Source organism: Citrobacter sp. wls827 (genome assembly GCF_005280875.1).
In the GTDB taxonomy this organism is placed as follows: Bacteria; Pseudomonadota; Gammaproteobacteria; order Enterobacterales; family Enterobacteriaceae; genus Citrobacter; species Citrobacter youngae.
The window spans coordinates 208,818-226,151 of sequence record NZ_SZWR01000001.1 but is presented as its reverse complement, the minus strand read 5'-3'; the positions used below and the strand labels follow the sequence as shown (position 1 = coordinate 226,151).

Below are 17,334 nucleotides of genomic sequence, written 5' to 3'. Positions count from 1 at the left end.
AGTGCCCTACTATAGCAAATGCATAACTGGCAGGCATCTGACTTTCCGCGTGACTTTGTTAATGTCATTTACAGAAATTGACAATTCAGATGCCTGGTTTACGTTATTACACGCCGGTGATGAAGGACTGTAATTGCGCCTCGGATTGCAGACGCTGCTGCAGTGTGGAGGCTTCAGCCTTGCTGGCGAATGGCCCCATCTGAATACGCCAAACGGCACCGTTTTGCACAACCCGGCCCGGAACGCCAAACTGCTGACTTAAACGCTTTTGATACTGCTGTGCACGCGCCTGCTCGCTTACCGCACCAACCTGAACGACGTAACGACCGTTGGCTGCAGCTGCCGGAGTGGCAACGGCGACGGCTGGTGCTGCTGCGACAGTCGGTGTTGTGGCTGGCGCAGTCACAGGAGCAGCCGGTTGTGGCGCTGGCGTCGGTTCGCTACCTTCAAGCACGCCGGAAGCGAGCGTAGTCGGCGCACCGAGGAATCCACCGCTGTTTACTGGTGCTCCGGTAGGGTCATCGCTTCTCAGCGTGGAATTGCTGATCGGGCGGATATCTCCTTGCGGCTGACCTGCATCCGGTGTAGCAGGCATGCTGCCACCGCCGCTTAAATCAGGGCGAGAGGGCAGGGCATAGGTTTGTTTGGCCACTGTCGTACAGGCCATACCTGGGCCGGACAGAGAACCATCCTGTGCGACAATGATCGGATCGATACGCACTTTCGTGTTGTTAGATGTGTTCAGACGATCGGCTGCTGCTCGCGACAGCGAAACGACGCGATCGTTGCCATATGGGCCACGATCGTTAATGCGTACGACGATCATTCGACCGTTTGCCAGGTTAGTAATTCTGGCATAGCTTGGAATGGGCAGCGTCGGGTGCGCAGCAGTTAACTGCATCGGGTCGAAAGCTTCACCTGATGCGGTCAAATTACTTCCTGGCTCCGCATCGTAAATGGCGGCCAGTCCAGCCTGGCTAAAGCGGGAGGGATCCAGGACTATCTTGTAGCTCTTACCGTCACGCTGATAGTCCTGATTCGCCGTTGGGTTCAGGGGTTCAAAACGCGGATCGGCTCCGCTGATTTCAACAATCGGACCATTACACACCGCAGGTTGCGGCGCGACGGCAGCCTGTTGCTGACCATCATCACCTGAACACGCCGCGAGCATTCCTGCTGCGATGCAGATTCCAATCCACTGCTTACGCATTGCGTACCCCTTACACGCTTTTTGACAACATTTTTCTATGGGTGTGGATCGACATGACAATCCCGAACCCGGCCATCAGCACGATCAGTGCTGAGCCTCCGTAACTGACCAGTGGGAGTGGAACCCCAACTACAGGCAGAATACCGCTCACCATACCAATATTTACGAAGACATAAACGAATAATATCAACATTAAACCACCGGCCATGACGCGACCAAAGGTCGTTTGTGCGTGGGCGGCGATCCACAATCCGCGCATAATCAGCAAAATGTACAGGGCAAGCAGGATTAAAATCCCTACCAGACCCAGCTCTTCCGCTAGTACTGCAAAGATAAAGTCAGTATGACGTTCGGGCAAAAACTCCAACTGCGACTGCGTACCATGCAACCAGCCTTTGCCGCGTAGCCCACCTGAACCAATAGCAATTTTAGACTGAATAATGTGATAGCCCGCGCCCAGCGGATCGGTTTCCGGGTCGAGAAGCATCATCACGCGTTGTCGCTGGTAATCATGCATCAGGAAGAACCACAGTATTGGAATAAATGCGGCCACCAGAACCACAGCAACGCCGATTAAACGCCAGCTCAAGCCGGAGAGGAACAAGACAAACAGGCCGGAAAGCGCAACCAGGATTGAGGTGCCGAGGTCAGGCTGCGCGGCAACCAGCAGCGTGGGCATAAAAATGAGCACCAGCGCTATAGCCGTATTCTTCAGCGAAGGTGGGCAGACATCGCGGTTGATAAAGCGCGCCACCATCAGCGGGACGGCTATCTTGGCGATTTCCGAGGGCTGAAAACGCACGATTCCCAAATCCAGCCAACGTTGTGCGCCTTTGGAAATGGCGCCGAAGGCATCGACAGCAACCAACAGGATGATACAGAAGATATAGAGGTACGGCGCCCAACCTTCATAGACTCTGGGAGGAATTTGCGCCATCACCACCATGATGACCAGCCCCATAGCGATCTGGCCGACCTTACGTTCCATCATGCCAATATCCTGGCCGCTGGCGCTCCAGATGACCAGCGAGCTGTAGACCAGCAGAGCCAGCAAGATAAGCAACATTGTGGGATCGATATGAATTTTGTCCCAGAATGTTTTTTTGTTCGGATTATCCGTCACGATTATTGGTCCTCACCTGCTGCAACCGCCGGGTTTTCAGCAGGCAGATTGGTGTTGTTGTCACCCAACATAATGTGGTCAAGGATCTGGCGCATGAGTGTACCTACAGCCGGACCGGCCCCACCGTTTTCGAGGATCATCGCGACAGCGACCTCGGGTTTGTCATAGGGCGCGAATGCAGTCATCAGTTTGTGGTCACGTAAACGTTCGGCGATCTTATGTGCGTTATAGGTTTCATTGGCTTTCAGGCCAAATACCTGCGCGGTACCGGATTTCGCCGCAATTTTGTAGGGTGCGCCAGCAAAATACTTGTGCGCAGTCCCATTAGGGCGATTCGCTACACCGTACATACCGTCTTTGGCGATTTCCCAGTAGCCAGAATGAATGTCACCGACAGGAGGCTCATGTGGCTGTACCCACGGCACTTGCTTGCCGTTTTCCGCTGTGCTCATCAGCAGATGAGGGACTTTCACCATGCCGTCGTTGATGAGGATCATCAGCGCTTTACTCATCTGGATAGGTGTTGCTGTCCAGTAGCCCTGACCGATACCGACAGGGATTGTATCACCCTGGTACCAGGGCTTTTTAAACCGTTTTTGCTTCCACTCGCGGGTTGGCATGTTACCCGCGCGCTCTTCAGCGAGATCGATGCCCGTATAATGGCCGTAACCAAATTTGCTCATCCACTCAGAAAGACGGTCAATCCCCATATCATAGGCGATTTGATAGAAAAACGTATCAGCGGACTCTTCCAGAGAACGGGTGATGTTCAGATGACCGTGACCCCATTTTTTCCAGTCACGGTAACGTTTCTCTGAACCGGGTAATTGCCACCAGCCCGGATCGAATAGCCCGGTATTGCGGGTAATAACGCCTGCGCTTAACGCAGAGACCGCAACATAAGGTTTAACCGTGGACGCCGGAGGGTAAACGCCTTGCGTGGCGCGGTTAACCAGTGGGGTATTGGGGTCATTGAGTAACCCGGAATAATCTTTGCTGGAGATGCCGTCCACGAACAGGTTCGGGTCATAGCTTGGCATAGAGACCAGTGCCAGGACACCACCAGTACGCGGGTCTGTGACCACGACGGCGGCACGGCTACCCGCCAGCAGCGTTTCAATGTATTGCTGGAGTTTCAAATCAAGCGTCAGATAGATATCGTGCCCGGCCTGCGGCGCCACTTCTTTAAGCTGGCGAATAACGCGGCCGCGGTTATTGACTTCAACCTCTTCATAACCGGTTTGACCATGAAGTACGTCTTCGTAATAACGTTCAATACCCAACTTACCGATGTCGTGCGTCGCCGCGTAGTTGGCCAGCTTGCCGTCTTTATCCAGGCGTTCAACGTCTTTATCGTTGATCTTCGATACGTAGCCGATCACGTGGGTCAGTGCAGAGCCGTAGGGGTAATAGCGGCGTTTATAGCCTTTAACTTCGACGCCAGGAAAACGATACTGATTCACGGCAAAGCGTGCGACCTGAACTTCAGTCAGGTTGGTTTTTACCGGAATAGAGGTGAAGCGGTGTGAACGGGCGCGCTCTTTTTTGAAGGCGGCAATGTCATCGTCCGTCAGATCGACGACGTTACGCAGCGCGTCGAGCGTATTCTGAATGTTGTCGACCTTTTCCGGCATCATTTCTATCTGATAAATGGTGCGGTTAAGGGCGAGGGGAATTCCGTTGCGGTCATAAATGATGCCGCGGCTGGGGGCGATAGGCACCAGTTTGATGCGGTTCTCGTTCGAACGGGTCTGATAATCAGTAAACCGAACGATTTGCAGATTATAAAGATTGGCGATTAGCACGCCAGTGAGCAGCAAAATCCCCAAAAAAGCGACCAGCGCCCGGCGCACAAACAGCGCGGACTCAGCCGTATAGTCGCGAAAAGAATTCTGTAGTTTCATCCGCTGCTTAATCTACTCAAGAATCAATGATCACTCACGGTGATAAGGATGGTTGGTGGTAATGCTCCACGCCCTGTACAGACTCTCTGCGACCAGCACCCGGACAAGAGGGTGGGGAAGGGTTAATGCAGAGAGTGACCAGCTTTGCTCCGCTGCCGCTTTACAGGCGGGGGACAGTCCTTCCGGTCCGCCAATCAACAGACTGACGTCACGACCATCCAGTTTCCAGCGTTCCAGCTCGGTCGCCAGTTGTGGCGTGTCCCAGGGTTTTCCTGGGATATCAAGGGTGACGATGCGGTTTTTGCCTGCGGCGGCCAGCATCTGTTCACCCTCTTTGTCGAGAATGCGCTTAATGTCCGCGTTCTTGCCGCGTTTTCCTGCCGGGATTTCGATCAGCTCAAAGGGCATGTCTTTCGGAAACCGGCGCAGGTACTCCGTAAAACCGGTTTGCACCCAGTCAGGCATTTTCGTACCCACAGCGACAAGTTGCAGCTTCACGCATTAACTCCAGAGTTTTTCCAGTTCATACAGGCGACGGCTCTCTTCCTGCATAACGTGGACAATCACATCACCAAGATCGACGACGATCCAGTCAGCTACGTTTTCGCCTTCTACGCCAAGCGGCAGCAGACCGGCGGTGCGAGACTCCTGAACAACGTGATCGGCGATAGACATGACATGGCGGCTGGACGTGCCAGTGCAGATAATCATGCAATCGGTGATACTGGATTTGCCCTGAACATCTAAGGCGATGATGTCTTGACCTTTCAGGTCATCAATTTTGTCGATTACAAAATCCTGGAGTGCTTTACCCTGCAAGTGTTCCCCCTGGGTGAAAAGAGTTAAAAACGTCTGTTAGTATACCTGAACCAGAGGCGATATCGGGACAAATGTCTCCGAAAGCGCTTTTGAGGTGCGCTATCATCCCACCCCACGCAACAGAATGCATCGCCATTTTTGTAAAACAATTTCTGCAAAGCTCTGAAAGGCGGGAAAAGTCAGGTTGCGGAGAATAGCAGCCTGTCATAGGGTGTCAATGGGAGAGAGGCCCTTCGGCAGAAAAAACAGTGCATTCACTCACCCTCGTGCCACACGGCGCGACTATTGAGAACTTTCAGAACTGCAAAGTCGTCACAAAAATCAATGGCACTCCAGCATCCCTGTTCGATGCGAAAGTGCCACATGGCGGCCGTGGGCATGGACAGCAGCCGGGCTACCAGTACGCTCAGCACGCCCTGATGACTTACCACCAACAGATTTTTACTGTCTTTGTATTCAGCAAGCTGAGCAATGAAACGTTCAACACGCTGTGAAAATGCCTGAAATCCTTCGCCATTAGTTGGGGTTGCGTTCTGCCAGTCGTTACACCATACGGCATAATTTTCAGCGTCTTCGCGCACAAGATCGCGATGATGGCGCATTTCCCAGTCGCCAAAGAACATCTCATTAAGTTCAGGCATGACACGCACAGGAACATCGCGTTCTGCCAGAATCAGTTGGGTTGTATGGCGGGCGCGTTCGAGTTCGCTGCACAGAACGTTGTCGAAAGGGACATTGCGTAGCAGCCCACTCAGTGATTGCGCCTGAACAATCCCCCGTTCCGTTAGCGGTGTGGGGGCATGACCGCTGTATAACCCAGCGACATTGGCTTCGGTTTCTCCGTGACGTACTAACCAGAGTCTCATTTTTTCCTCTTGGGGCTATTCGCACAAAATATGATGCTTGCCCTGATTGCGCAGAGATTTTTTCAATAAAATACCCCTTTTTAACTGGAGCGGCACGATGTCTTTATTGAAGAGCGCGCACGGCGGTAATACCCGAGAAGCCGCCGCATTGTTGGGCATCCCGCCTGAGCAATTGCTGGATTTTAGCGCGAATATTAACCCGCTGGGTATGCCCGTAACCTTAAAATGCGCGCTTATCGACAATCTGGACAGGGCTGAATGCTACCCGGACGTTGACTACACCCAGTTGCATGCGGCGCTGGCGCAGCATCACCAGATACCTGTTTCGTGGATCCTCGCGGGGAATGGCGAAACAGAATCTATCTTCACCCTGGTTAATGGTCTCAAGCCGCGTCATGCGATGATTGTTGCCCCTGGATTTGCTGAATACCGCCGGGCGCTGGAATGGGGAGAATGTGCGATCCATGAATTTGCGCTGCGCGAGGAGGATGGCTGGCAGCTCACCGCCACGATCCTTGATGTGTTAACGCCAGAGCTGGACTGCCTTTTTCTCTGTACGCCCAACAACCCTACAGGGCTATTGCCCGATGGTCATCTGCTTGCTGCGATAGCAACGCGCTGCGCTGAATTGGGGATTACCTTGATTCTGGATGAAGCCTTTATCGATTTTATTGCCGGGGAGGAGGGTTTTATTCCGCGGCTACAAGAGAATCCGCACATTTGGGTTCTTCGCTCGCTGACCAAGTTCTATGCGATACCGGGGTTGCGACTGGGTTATCTGGTCAATAGCGATGAACAGGCCGTGGCACGGATGCGCAGCCGACAAATGCCGTGGTCAATTAACGCATTTGCCGCGCTGGCGGGAGAGATGATTCTTAGCGATAGCGCCTACCAGCAGGCGACGTGGCAATGGCTGGCACAGGAAGGACAGCGATTTGATCAACAATTGCAAACACTGCCCGGCCTGACAGTCTATCCCGGTCGGGCTAACTATCGGCTGTTACGCTGCGATCGACCGGATATCGGTTTGCAAAAATCACTGCTGGAACAACATGTTTTGATCCGCAGTTGTGCCAATTACCCTGGCCTGGACGCGCGTTATTACCGGGTTGCTGTTCGCAGTAAGGACGAAAATGACCGCCTGTTGGCGGCATTAAACAACACGCTTAGCGGTACAAACCCTGCTGGTTGATATAGTCGAGCACGGCGCGTGGCAGTAAGTCGTCGCACGGCTCGCCTTTTTCCAGGCGTTCGCGGATAAGCGTGGCGGAGATATTGAACCACGGCGTTTCGGCAAGGTAAATCTTACCTGCCGGCAGATTATGCAGATCATCTGCCGTATGGGTCAGATGATTTTCCAGCCACTGCTGGTGCTGTTCCTGTGCCATTTCGAGCGGGTAACCCGGACGTCGACACACGATAAGATGGGTGTTGTCCAGAATCGTGTCGTAGTCATGCCAGGAAGGAAAGGTCAGCAGTGAATCCTGACCAATAATGAATGCCAGCGGTGCATCCGGGCCTTGTTCCACACGCCACTCTTGCAGCGTTTGCGCGGTGTACGAGGCGGTATCGCGTTTTAGCTCGCGTTCATCCAGTGAAAACAAAGGTTTGTCGGCAATGGCCAGCTCAAGCATATGTTTACGCTGGGCGCTGGAGGCTTCCGGTTGCGCACGATGTGGTGGCACGTTATTGGGCATGACAATGACCCGAGAGAGGCCAATCAGATTAGCCAGAATTTCAACGGGTTTCAGATGACCATAATGCACCGGATCAAAGGTGCCGCCGAACAGAGCCTGCAATGATTTCATATCAACCATCAATAAAAACATCTGCCAGTGATTTATGGCAAAGCAACAGGGAAAGTCCCTCAAGCTCTGCCCACACTGACTGACCATAGTCTTGTTTAAGCGTAATTTCCGTACGTGTTAACAGCGTGACCGCCTGACGTAACTGCGTGGGAGTCAGCCGGTTTAACGCTTCTCCCATCATGCCACGGCGATTTTGCCATACCCGATGTTTGTCAAACAATGCCCGTAATGGGGTATGGGCCGACTGCCGTTTCAGGTTCACCAGCAGTAATAATTCCCGCTGCAGAGTACGTAACAAAATAACGGGTTCACTGCCTTCAAGACGGAGCTGTTGCAGAATATGCAGCGCGCGTTTGCTTTTGCCCATCAGCAGCGCGTCCACCCAGTGAAACGGGGTAAAGTGCGCGGCATCGTTAACGGCTTGCTCCACACGAGGCAATGTTAATTTACCGTCAGGCCAAAGTAGCGACAACCGCTCCAGCGCCTGCGCTAACGCTAGCAGATTGCCTTCGTAGCAATAGCATAAGAGCTGGTTGGCGGCGTCATCCAACTGCAGATTATGATGTTTCGCCCTTGCGGCTACCCAACGCGGAAGCTGTGCCTGTTCAGGTGTCTGGCAACTGACCAGTACCGCGTTATTCGCCAGTCCGGTATACCATGCGGCGTTTTCCTGGGCTTTGGTCAGCTTGTTACCACGAACAATAAGCAGCAGATCGTCATGTAGCAGTGTGACGAGCGAGGCAAGTTGTTCGTTAATGGCGGCATTGGGGCCATTTTCTGGCAACTGCAGGAGTAACGTTTGACGGCTGGCAAACAGGCTCATCGCCTGGCAGAGTGAAAAAATTTCCCCCCAGTCGGTGCTGTTGTCCAGGGTGAAAGCGTGGTGTTCTTCGAACCCTTGCGTTGCGGCAGCCTGTCGGATGGCATCCTGGCTTTCCTGCAATAAGAGGGGATCGTTACCTAAGAGTAAATACGCCGCGCGCAGCCCTTCATTGAGCTGTGCGCGGAGTTGTTCAGGGTACAACTTGAGCATCAGTTACCCAGCGTGGTGGAAACACGCGCCGGAGAGGAGGACGCTGGCGCTGCAGTTTTCACTGCAGGCTCGACGTCATCGCCGGATGACTGAACATCAGCAATATGTACGCTTGGCAGTTTACGAATCAACTGCTCGGCCGCCTTGTCGTACATCTCTTTAACGATCATCTCCTGCTCGTTATCCTTCGCCAGTGCCGCTTGCGGGTTGTCGAAGAATGAACGATAGACTTTAGCGCTGATCGGGTAAATATCATGGCCCGGGATCAGGACTGAAGCACTCACGGACATCACCATCTGGTATTCAGCGGTTTGACCGTTCTGGAACACGGACGCGGTATCCTGCGAAATGCTGACCGCGCCAAGGCGTAAGGACGGAACGTCTTTGCGCGTTGAGCTGTCTTCCAGCAGTGTAACGCCATTCAAACGCAACTGATTACGCACCGCCCGGCTTAACGGGCCGTTCGGATCACCCGTGACCAGAATCATGGTTTTCATCGTGGGGGGAACCTGCGTAGTACTACGCAGATGCCAGCCACACCCGGCGGTGACCAGCACCGCCAGAGATAACAACAATGTTGTCAGAAATCGCACGCTTCCTCCCGCGCTTAGCCAACGACCAGATTGAGGAGTTTACCCGGTACATAAATCACTTTACGTACGGTAACGCCATCAAGATATTTTGCCACCAGAGGCTCCTGGCCAGCACGTTCACGAACCTGCTCTTCAGTGGCGTTTACCGGAACGGTGATTTTGCCACGTACTTTGCCGTTTACCTGAACCACAACCAGCGTTGAGTCTTCAACCATTGCGGCGTCATCAGCTACCGGCCACGGCGCATTGTCGATATCGCCTTCGCCTTTCAGCGCCTGCCACAGGGTGAAGCAAACGTGTGGGGTGAACGGGTTGAGCATGCGTACAACGGCCAGCAGCGCTTCCTGCATCAGGGCACGGTCCTGCTCGTCTTCCTGCGGTGCTTTCGCCAGCTTGTTCATCAGTTCCATAATCGCCGCAATTGCGGTGTTAAAGGTCTGACGGCGACCGATATCATCAGTCACTTTAGCAATGGTTTTGTGCACGTCGCGACGCAGCGCTTTTTGATCTTCCGTCAGTGCAGCAACGTTCAGCGCCGGAGCATCACCATGTGAAGTGTGCTCATAAACCAGTTTCCAGACACGCTTCAGGAAGCGGTTTGCCCCTTCTACGCCGGATTCCTGCCATTCCAGGGTCATATCAGCCGGAGAGGCGAACATCATGAACAGACGCACGGTGTCCGCGCCGTAACGTTCAACCATGACCTGCGGGTCGATACCGTTGTTTTTGGACTTGGACATTTTGCTCATGCCGGTATACACCAGTTCATGGCCTTCAGCATCCTTCGCCTTAACGATACGACCTTTTTCGTCGCGCTCAACGATGGCGTCAACCGGAGAAACCCAGTTGCGTTCGCCATTTGCGCCAACGTAGTAGAACGCATCGGCCAGCACCATTCCCTGACACAGCAGCTGTTTAGCCGGTTCGTCAGAGTTGACCATGCCCGCGTCGCGCATCAGTTTGTGGAAGAAGCGGAAGTAGAGCAGGTGCATGATGGCGTGTTCAATACCGCCAATGTAGATATCAACCGGCAGCCAGTAGTTTGCCGCTTCTGGGTCCAGCATGCCTTCGTTGTACTGCGGGCAGGTGTAGCGCGCGTAGTACCAGGAGGACTCCATAAAGGTATCGAAGGTGTCGGTTTCACGCAGGGCAGGCATACCGTTAACGGTGGTTTTCGCCCACTCCGGATCGGCTTTGATCGGGCTGGTGATACCGTCCATGACGACATCTTCTGGCAGAATTACCGGCAGTTGATCTTCTGGTGTCGGCAGTACGGTACCGTCTTCCAGCGTCACCATCGGAATTGGCGCGCCCCAGTAACGCTGACGGGAAACACCCCAGTCGCGCAGACGGTAGTTAACTTTACGCTCACCGACACCCAGAGCGACCAGCTTGTCGGCAATGGCGTTGAACGCGTCTTCGAAGGCCAGGCCGTCAAACTCACCGGAGTTAAACAGCACGCCTTTTTCGGTCAGTGCCTGCTCGGACAAATCCGGCTCTGCGCCTTCAGAAGTCAGAATTACCGGCTTGATGGACAGGCCATACTTGGTGGCAAATTCGTAGTCGCGCTGATCGTGACCCGGAACGGCCATCACCGCACCGGTGCCGTATTCCATCAGGACGAAGTTTGCCGCCCAAACCGGGATTTCTTCGCCAGTCAGCGGATGAACCGCTTTAAAGCCGGTATCGACGCCCTTTTTCTCCATGGTCGCCATTTCGGCTTCAGCAACCTTGGTGTTACGGCATTCGTCAATGAAGGCAGCCAGTTCCGGGTTATTTGCCGCCGCTTTTTGCGCCAGCGGGTGACCTGCGGCAACGGCCAGGTAGGTCGCACCCATAAAGGTATCCGGACGGGTGGTGTAGACGGTCAGCGTGTTGTCGTAACCGTTCACGTTGAAGGTGATTTCTACACCTTCAGAGCGGCCAATCCAGTTGCGCTGCATCGTTTTAACGGTGTCAGGCCAGTGATCCAGGTTATCCAGATCACGCAGCAGTTCGTCTGCGTAAGCGGTGATTTTGATGAACCACTGTGGGATCTCTTTACGCTCAACTTTGGTATCGCAGCGCCAGCAGCAGCCGTCAATAACCTGTTCGTTCGCCAGTACGGTCTGGTCGTTAGGGCACCAGTTCACCGCAGAGGTTTTCTTGTATACCAGACCTTTTTTGTACAGTTCGGTGAAGAACTTCTGTTCCCAGCGGTAATATTCCGGGGTGCAGGTCGCCAGCTCACGGCTCCAGTCGTAACCAAAGCCCAGCATTTTGAGCTGGTTTTTCATGTACGCGATGTTGTCGTACGTCCACGGTGCTGGCGCGGTATTGTTTTTTACCGCCGCACCTTCCGCAGGCAGGCCGAACGCATCCCAGCCAATGGGCTGCAGTACGTTTTTGCCCAGCATGCGCTGGTAGCGGGCGATCACGTCACCGATGGTGTAGTTACGTACGTGGCCCATGTGTAGTCGACCAGAAGGATAGGGAAGCATAGACAGGCAGTAATACTTCTCTTTGCTCTCGTCTTCGGTAACTTCAAATGTGCGCTTCTCATCCCAGTGAAGCTGTACTTTGGATTCTATCTCTTCCGGGCGGTATTGCTCTTGCATGGCAGCCAGTGGTCCTGTTTTCAATACAGCTACAAACGTAGCTCTAGATGTGGTGTTTCAGATCCGCATAGCATAGCCCAAACGCCCGCGTCAAAACAGCCTTTCGCGCATTCAGCGTTGAATTCCCGCAAGGATAATTCTGACACGAATTTACACACTCTGTGGACAGTCTTGCAAAGCGTAGCGTAAATAACGTCTATTATTATAGACAGTTAACGACCCAGGAGGCGAAGCGATGAACAAGGTTGCTCAATATTACCGTGAACTGGTGACGTCACTCAGCGAACGTCTGCGTAACGGCGAACGCGATATCGACGCGTTGGTGGAGCAGGCGCGTCAGCGAGTTATGCAGACCGGGGAGTTAACCCGAACCGAGGTGGAGGAACTCACAAGGGCCGTCAGACGCGACCTGGAAGAGTTTGCACTCAGTTATGAAGAAAGTCTCGATGAGGAGACAGACAGCGTCTTTATGCGGGTTATCAAGGAGAGTATCTGGCAGGAACTGGCCGATATTACCGATAAAACGCAGCTCGAATGGCGCGAAGTGTTCCAGGATCTCAGTCATCATGGGGTTTATCACAGCGGCGAGGTGGTTGGGTTGGGGAATCTGGTCTGCGAGAAGTGTCACTTCCATTTAGCGGTGTACACTCCGGATGTGCTGCCGCTGTGTCCGAAATGCGGACACGATCAGTTCCAAAGACGGCCATTTGAGCCGTAATCGCTTATTGCCGGATGGCGACGTGAAGCGTCTTATCCGGCCTACAAATTGCACGATTTTGTAGGCCGGATAAGCGTTAGCGCCGTCCGGCGTGTATCAGGCGTAAAACTTCAGCCGTTCCGCCAGCAGATCGACAAATCCCTGGCGATCAACGTCCACCATCACGGTGGCGTTTGGCTTATTGCCGCTCAGGAAGTAGTAGTCCACCACGGTCATGCCCTGCGTGTATTTGCCCTGAGTTTCCACACCAACCCAGCGATCAACGGTGGTAAACAGTTCCGGTTTCAGCAGCCAGGCAATAGTGCAGGGGTCGTGCAGCGGCGCGCCGATGAATCCCCATTTTTCGTCTTTGTGATATTCAAAGAAGAAGTCGAGTAGTTCAGCAACGATCGTTGAAACAGGATTGCCAATAGCGCGGAACCGTTCGGTATCTTCGCGATGTATTTGCGCTTTATGCGTGACGTCCAGACCCGCCATCACCACCGGAATGCCCGACTGGAATACGATTTCAGCGGCTTCAGGATCCACGAAAATGTTGAACTCAGCGGCGGGCGTCCAGTTTCCGAGACCCATCGCACCACCCATTATCACGATACGGGCGATTTTAGCGTGCAGTTCAGGATGGCTATTCAGTAGCAATGCCACGTTGGTTTGCGGCCCGGTGGAGACAATGGTCACTGGTTCCGGGCTGTCACGCAGGGTTTTCGCCATCAGTTCCACAGCGGTACAGGCCTGTGGCGCAAAGGCGGGTTCCGGGAGTGCCGGGCCATCTAACCCACTCTCGCCGTGGACGTTATCGGCAATAATCAGATCGCGCATCAGCGGTTTCACAGCGCCACCGGCGACGGGAATATCACTACGATTGAGCAGTGTTAGCATGCGTAATACGTTACGCAGCGTTTTGTCGGGCGTCTGGTTCCCGGCTGACGAGGTTACCGCTTTCACATCCAGTTCAGGTGAGGCGAGGGCGAGAACAATTGCGATAGCGTCGTCATGACCTGGATCGCAATCAAACAGGATCGGAAGTGCCATTGTTGCTCCTTGTAAGTGGGACTCTGTGACAAGGTTAACGCTGGGCTGTATCTGTTTCGAGAAGTGAAGAGGTAAATCGTGAGGTGGCGCGCACATGGCGATGCGCGCCAGCAAGATTAGTGCAGGATTTTCGCGAGGAAGTCTTTGGCGCGGTCCGATTTCGGATTGGCGAAGAACTCTTCTTTCGGTGAGTCTTCAACAATTTTCCCTTCATCCATGAAGATCACCCGGTTCGCCACTTTACGCGCAAAGCCCATTTCGTGGGTTACCACCATCATGGTCATCCCTTCATTGGCCAGTTCAACCATAACGTCCAGTACTTCGTTGATCATTTCAGGATCAAGCGCCGATGTCGGTTCGTCAAACAGCATGGCGATAGGATCCATACATAGCGCCCGGGCGATAGCGACACGCTGTTGCTGGCCCCCGGATAGCTGGGCCGGGAACTTCTCGGCATGTGCCGACAGACCAACGCGTTCCAGTAACTTTTGCGCTTTGTCGCGGGCCGGCTTTTTATCGCGCTTAAGCACTTTTACCTGCGCCAGAGTCAGGTTCTCAATGATCGACAGATGCGGGAACAGTTCAAAGTGCTGGAACACCATACCAACACGAGAGCGCAGTTTGGCCAGATCGGTTTTTTTATCATTTACCACGGTGCCATCAACGGTGATGACGCCCTGTTGCACTGGCTCCAGGCCGTTTACCGTCTTGATAAGCGTTGATTTACCGGAGCCTGACGGGCCACAGACAACCACCACCTCACCTTTTTTCACTTCCGTGGAGCAGTCGGTCAGCACCTGAAAGTGACCATACCATTTAGAAACATTTTTCAGGGTAATCATTAAACTGTCCTTTTCTTCAAATAGCTGACCAACAACGATGCGCTCAGACTGAATACAAAATAAACGGCGCCAGCAAACAGGATCATTTCAACCTGCGTGCCGTCACGCTCACCAATGGTGGAGGCGGTACGGAAGAAATCTGCCAGACTCAATACATAGACCAGCGAGGTATCCTGGAACAGTACGATGCCCTGGGTAAGCAGTAGCGGCACCATTGCGCGGAATGCCTGTGGCAGAATGATCAGCTTCATCGACTGCCAGTGGGTCATCCCCAGCGCCAACGCGGCGCTGGACTGCCCACGAGAAATACTCTGGATACCGGCACGGATAATTTCGGAATAGTACGCGGCTTCAAACATCGAAAACGCCACCATCGCCGAGATCAGGCGAATATCGGTTTTTGGCGACAGGCCCAGCACGTTTTGCAGGAAGCCGGGCACAATCAGGTAGAACCACAGCAGCACCATTACCAGCGGAATAGAGCGGAATACGTTGACGTAGCCCTTCGCAAACCAGGCAATCGGCGCAAAGCTCGACAGTCGCATGACGGCAAGGATGGTCCCCCAGACGATACCAATGACGACCGCTGTAACGGTGATTTTCAACGTGATGATCAATCCGTCCAGCAGATACGGCAGGGAAGGGACGATAGAACTCCAGTCAAATTCGTACATTATTTGCCTCCCAAATTGCCAGGCAGGCGGATTTTGCGTTCGACGAGATTCATCACCAGCATGATGACGGCGTTAATCAGGACGTAGGCCAGCGTGATGGCGGTAAACGATTCCCATGCGTGGGCGGAGTAATCCAGCAGCTTGCCCGCCTGCGCCGCCATATCCACCAGACCGATGGTGGAGGCGATTGCGGAGTTCTTCACCAGGTTCATCATCTCTGAGGTCATTGGCGGAACAATCACGCGATAAGCGTTTGGCAGCAGGACGTAGCGATAGGCTTGCGGCAGCGTCAGGCCCATCGCCAGCGCGGCGTTTTTCTGCCCGCGAGGCAGGGACTGAATCGCGGCACGAACCTGCTCACAGACGCGCGCGGCGGTAAACAGCCCCAGACAAAGCATGGATGAGAGGAAGAACTGAATGTTGGGATCCAGTTCTGACTTGAACCACATGCCAATGTTTTCCGGCAGCAGTTCAGGAATGACCAGATACCAGGTAAAGAACTGGACGATGAGTGGAACGTTACGAAACAACTCAACGTACAGCGTGCCGATCCCGGAAAGGAAACGATTTGGTACGGTACGTAAAATGCCGAATAAAGAGCCTATGAGGAAAGCGATAATCCAGGCGGTGATAGATAACGCGACCGTGACCTGGAAACCACTCCAGAGCCAGCCGAGATAGGTGGTGTTGCCGAACGGGGCCTGTTGTAAAAAAATACCCCAGTTCCAGTCTATAGACATAAATCTACTCCAGAAAAAAAAGGGTAGCAGCGCTACCCTCGAAGATTGTTATTCGGCGTTTTGCGGTTTTCAGGCCTGATGGGGAACGACCATCAGGCTTATAGTCTGTCCGTGCCAAGTAACAATCGAGAGGGCAAGGTGAACTCGCCCCATTTATTTTAGTTAGTTAAGCGCTTTATCATTCGGTGATTTGAACAGAGCCTTCATTTCGTCTGACAGTTCGAAATTCATGTTCAGGTTCTTCGGTGGAATTGGATTTTTAAACCACTTATCAAACCATTTCTCAGCTTCGCCTGAGGTCTGAGCCTGGGCAATGGTGTCATCCATCAGCTTTTTGAACTCAGGGTCATCTTTGCGCAGCATACAGCCGTAGGCTTCCTGAGATTGCGGCTTGCCAACGATCTCCCAGTTGTCTGGTTTCTTCGCTTTCGCGCGTTCGCCAGCCAGCAGGGCGTCATCCATCATAAAGGCAACGGCGCGGCCGCTTTCCAGAGTACGGAAAGAGTCACCGTGGTCTTTCGCGCTGATGATGCGCATATCCATTTTTTGTTCTTCGTTCAGCTTGTGCAGCAGGACTTCTGAGGTGGTACCTGAAGTCACGACCACGGCTTTGCCTTTCAGGTCAGCGAAATCTTTGACGTCACCGCCTTTTTTCGCCAGCAGACGGGTGCCGACAACGAAAATAGTGTCAGAGAAGGCTGCTTGTTTCTGGCGCTCAACGTTGTTGGTGGTGGAACCACATTCAAAGTCGAAGGTACCGTTTTGCAGCAGCGGAATACGGTTCTGAGAGGTAATTGGGATCAGTTTCACCTGCAGGTCAGGCTTGTTCAGCTTTTTCTTCACCGCTTCAACAATTGCGTTGGAGTAATCCTGTGAATAGCCGACCACTTTTTGCTGATTATCGTAGTAAGAAAACGGTACCGAGGATTCACGGTGCCCGACGACGATTACGCCATTTTTAGCGATCTTATCCAGCGTGCTGCCTGCCGCTGGTGCTGCGTCTTCTGCATGCGCCAGACCAGCGGACATTCCCATGACCAGCATGGCTGTGGCGAGCTTACGTAATTGCATATCCAACTCCTTTATCGTCTGCGCCGGTGACGCATTGATACCCATTGTGATGTTGTTATTGTTTGCTACTTAAACGTGCAGTCTTGTATATGTTTGTTAACATTTAGTTTGGATGAATGTAAAGAATTTGCTGTGTTATTGTTTATTTTTGCGAAGTGCGCCGCACCATTTGGGGGCAAAAATATCCTGTTGCACTTTTCGGGTGCTACCTTCGCTCAACTTTGGTGCGACCAGGTTGCACATTCAGCCAAAACAGCGTTTGCCTTGTAGAACAAAGCAATAGACGTGCCAGAATGAGATGTGG

The 17,334-nt window shown here is 53.2% G+C and carries 17 protein-coding genes; 2 read left to right on the top strand and 15 right to left on the bottom strand.

Features of this window, described 5'->3' with window-relative positions:
• Nucleotides 1-106: 106 nt before the first annotated feature.
• From rlpA to FDX03_RS01035, 6 genes are all read right to left on the bottom strand, one after another.
• On the bottom strand, nucleotides 107-1,210 hold the full coding sequence (rlpA, locus tag FDX03_RS01060; RefSeq protein WP_137345358.1) for an endolytic peptidoglycan transglycosylase RlpA: 1,104 nt from the start codon (nucleotides 1,208-1,210) through the stop codon (nucleotides 107-109).
• Between the two features lie 10 nt (nucleotides 1,211-1,220).
• On the bottom strand, nucleotides 1,221-2,333 hold the full coding sequence (gene mrdB, locus FDX03_RS01055; protein WP_003022718.1) for a peptidoglycan glycosyltransferase MrdB: 1,113 nt from the start codon (nucleotides 2,331-2,333) through the stop codon (nucleotides 1,221-1,223).
• Between the two features lie 2 nt (nucleotides 2,334-2,335).
• Complete coding sequence (mrdA, locus tag FDX03_RS01050) at nucleotides 2,336-4,237, bottom strand: peptidoglycan DD-transpeptidase MrdA (RefSeq protein ID WP_115643720.1); 1,902 nt, start codon at nucleotides 4,235-4,237, stop codon at nucleotides 2,336-2,338.
• 30 nt (nucleotides 4,238-4,267) lie between these two features.
• On the bottom strand, nucleotides 4,268-4,735 hold the full coding sequence (gene rlmH / locus FDX03_RS01045) for a 23S rRNA (pseudouridine(1915)-N(3))-methyltransferase RlmH (RefSeq protein ID WP_003022725.1): 468 nt from the start codon (nucleotides 4,733-4,735) through the stop codon (nucleotides 4,268-4,270).
• 3 nt (nucleotides 4,736-4,738) lie between these two features.
• The gene (rsfS, locus tag FDX03_RS01040) at nucleotides 4,739-5,056 is read right to left on the bottom strand and encodes a ribosome silencing factor (protein ID WP_003022728.1); all 318 of its coding nucleotides are present in this window, start codon (nucleotides 5,054-5,056) and stop codon (nucleotides 4,739-4,741) included.
• A gap of 254 nt (nucleotides 5,057-5,310) precedes the next feature.
• Entirely contained in the window at nucleotides 5,311-5,922 is a 612-nt protein-coding gene (locus tag FDX03_RS01035) for an adenosylcobalamin/alpha-ribazole phosphatase (protein ID WP_101743288.1), read from the bottom strand.
• A gap of 97 nt (nucleotides 5,923-6,019) precedes the next feature.
• Here FDX03_RS01035 and cobD point away from each other — a divergent pair, with 97 nt between their 5' ends.
• Nucleotides 6,020-7,114 carry a threonine-phosphate decarboxylase CobD gene (gene cobD / locus FDX03_RS01030; RefSeq protein ID WP_137345357.1) on the top strand — a complete coding sequence of 365 codons (1,095 nt, stop codon included), beginning with the start codon at nucleotides 6,020-6,022 and terminating at the stop codon, nucleotides 7,112-7,114.
• On the opposite strand, the gene nadD is transcribed toward cobD, so the two are convergent.
• Genes nadD through leuS form a run of 4 tightly spaced genes read right to left on the bottom strand, consistent with a single transcriptional unit; the run spans nucleotide 7,089 to nucleotide 11,953 of the window.
• Nucleotides 7,089-7,730: a nicotinate-nucleotide adenylyltransferase gene (gene nadD / locus FDX03_RS01025; RefSeq protein WP_086523834.1), complete on the bottom strand. Its 642-nt coding sequence runs from the start codon at nucleotides 7,728-7,730 to the stop codon at nucleotides 7,089-7,091. The two genes, cobD and nadD, sit on opposite strands and share 26 nt — an antisense overlap.
• A 1-nt stretch (nucleotide 7,731) precedes the next feature.
• A complete protein-coding gene (gene holA, locus FDX03_RS01020; protein WP_115600775.1) occupies nucleotides 7,732-8,763 on the bottom strand; it encodes a DNA polymerase III subunit delta in 1,032 nt (343 codons plus the stop codon).
• Entirely contained in the window at nucleotides 8,763-9,356 is a 594-nt protein-coding gene (gene lptE, locus FDX03_RS01015) for an LPS assembly lipoprotein LptE (protein WP_048212293.1), read from the bottom strand. The genes holA and lptE overlap by 1 nt, the downstream gene beginning before the upstream one ends.
• 14 nt (nucleotides 9,357-9,370) lie before the next feature.
• Complete coding sequence (gene leuS, locus FDX03_RS01010; RefSeq protein ID WP_137345356.1) at nucleotides 9,371-11,953, bottom strand: leucine--tRNA ligase; 2,583 nt, start codon at nucleotides 11,951-11,953, stop codon at nucleotides 9,371-9,373.
• Nucleotides 11,954-12,188: 235 nt separating this feature from the next.
• Between leuS and FDX03_RS01005 the strand changes: the two genes are divergently transcribed.
• Nucleotides 12,189-12,671, top strand: coding sequence for a zinc ribbon-containing protein (locus FDX03_RS01005; RefSeq protein ID WP_005121423.1), 483 nt, complete (start codon nucleotides 12,189-12,191; stop codon nucleotides 12,669-12,671).
• Nucleotides 12,672-12,767: 96 nt separating this feature from the next.
• On the opposite strand, the gene rihA is transcribed toward FDX03_RS01005, so the two are convergent.
• The 5 genes from rihA to gltI form a co-directional block, all read right to left on the bottom strand.
• A complete protein-coding gene (gene rihA, locus FDX03_RS01000; RefSeq protein WP_048212291.1) occupies nucleotides 12,768-13,703 on the bottom strand; it encodes a pyrimidine-specific ribonucleoside hydrolase RihA in 936 nt (311 codons plus the stop codon).
• A 116-nt stretch (nucleotides 13,704-13,819) separates the two neighbouring features.
• Complete coding sequence (gene gltL, locus FDX03_RS00995) at nucleotides 13,820-14,545, bottom strand: glutamate/aspartate ABC transporter ATP-binding protein GltL (RefSeq protein WP_003022754.1); 726 nt, start codon at nucleotides 14,543-14,545, stop codon at nucleotides 13,820-13,822.
• Nucleotides 14,545-15,219 carry a glutamate/aspartate ABC transporter permease GltK gene (gene gltK, locus FDX03_RS00990; RefSeq protein WP_003022757.1) on the bottom strand — a complete coding sequence of 225 codons (675 nt, stop codon included), beginning with the start codon at nucleotides 15,217-15,219 and terminating at the stop codon, nucleotides 14,545-14,547. Before gltK ends, gltL begins: the two co-directional genes overlap by 1 nt.
• A complete protein-coding gene (gene gltJ, locus FDX03_RS00985; RefSeq protein ID WP_003022759.1) occupies nucleotides 15,219-15,959 on the bottom strand; it encodes a glutamate/aspartate ABC transporter permease GltJ in 741 nt (246 codons plus the stop codon). Before gltJ ends, gltK begins: the two co-directional genes overlap by 1 nt.
• Before the next feature lie 162 nt (nucleotides 15,960-16,121).
• Nucleotides 16,122-17,030 carry a glutamate/aspartate ABC transporter substrate-binding protein GltI gene (gene gltI, locus FDX03_RS00980; protein ID WP_048212290.1) on the bottom strand — a complete coding sequence of 303 codons (909 nt, stop codon included), beginning with the start codon at nucleotides 17,028-17,030 and terminating at the stop codon, nucleotides 16,122-16,124.
• Between the last annotated feature and the right edge of the window lie 304 nt (nucleotides 17,031-17,334).

Bases quoted from the DNA above. Each gene is read 5' to 3' on its own strand.
- gltL (WP_003022754.1), bottom strand. From the start codon at position 14,545: ATGATTACCCTGAAAAATGTTTCTAAATGGTATGGTCACTTTCAGGTG.
- FDX03_RS01035 (WP_101743288.1), bottom strand. From the start codon at position 5,922: ATGAGACTCTGGTTAGTACGTCACGGAGAAACCGAAGCCAATGTCGCT.
- nadD (WP_086523834.1), bottom strand. From the start codon at position 7,730: ATGAAATCATTGCAGGCTCTGTTCGGCGGCACCTTTGATCCGGTGCAT.
- FDX03_RS01005 (WP_005121423.1), top strand. From the start codon at position 12,189: ATGAACAAGGTTGCTCAATATTACCGTGAACTGGTGACGTCACTCAGC.
- rihA (WP_048212291.1), bottom strand. From the start codon at position 13,703: ATGGCACTTCCGATCCTGTTTGATTGCGATCCAGGTCATGACGACGCT.
- gltK (WP_003022757.1), bottom strand. From the start codon at position 15,219: ATGTACGAATTTGACTGGAGTTCTATCGTCCCTTCCCTGCCGTATCTG.
- mrdA (WP_115643720.1), bottom strand. From the start codon at position 4,237: ATGAAACTACAGAATTCTTTTCGCGACTATACGGCTGAGTCCGCGCTG.
- holA (WP_115600775.1), bottom strand. From the start codon at position 8,763: ATGCTCAAGTTGTACCCTGAACAACTCCGCGCACAGCTCAATGAAGGG.
- leuS (WP_137345356.1), bottom strand. From the start codon at position 11,953: ATGCAAGAGCAATACCGCCCGGAAGAGATAGAATCCAAAGTACAGCTT.
- gltJ (WP_003022759.1), bottom strand. From the start codon at position 15,959: ATGTCTATAGACTGGAACTGGGGTATTTTTTTACAACAGGCCCCGTTC.
- cobD (WP_137345357.1), top strand. From the start codon at position 6,020: ATGTCTTTATTGAAGAGCGCGCACGGCGGTAATACCCGAGAAGCCGCC.
- gltI (WP_048212290.1), bottom strand. From the start codon at position 17,030: ATGCAATTACGTAAGCTCGCCACAGCCATGCTGGTCATGGGAATGTCC.
- rlpA (WP_137345358.1), bottom strand. From the start codon at position 1,210: ATGCGTAAGCAGTGGATTGGAATCTGCATCGCAGCAGGAATGCTCGCG.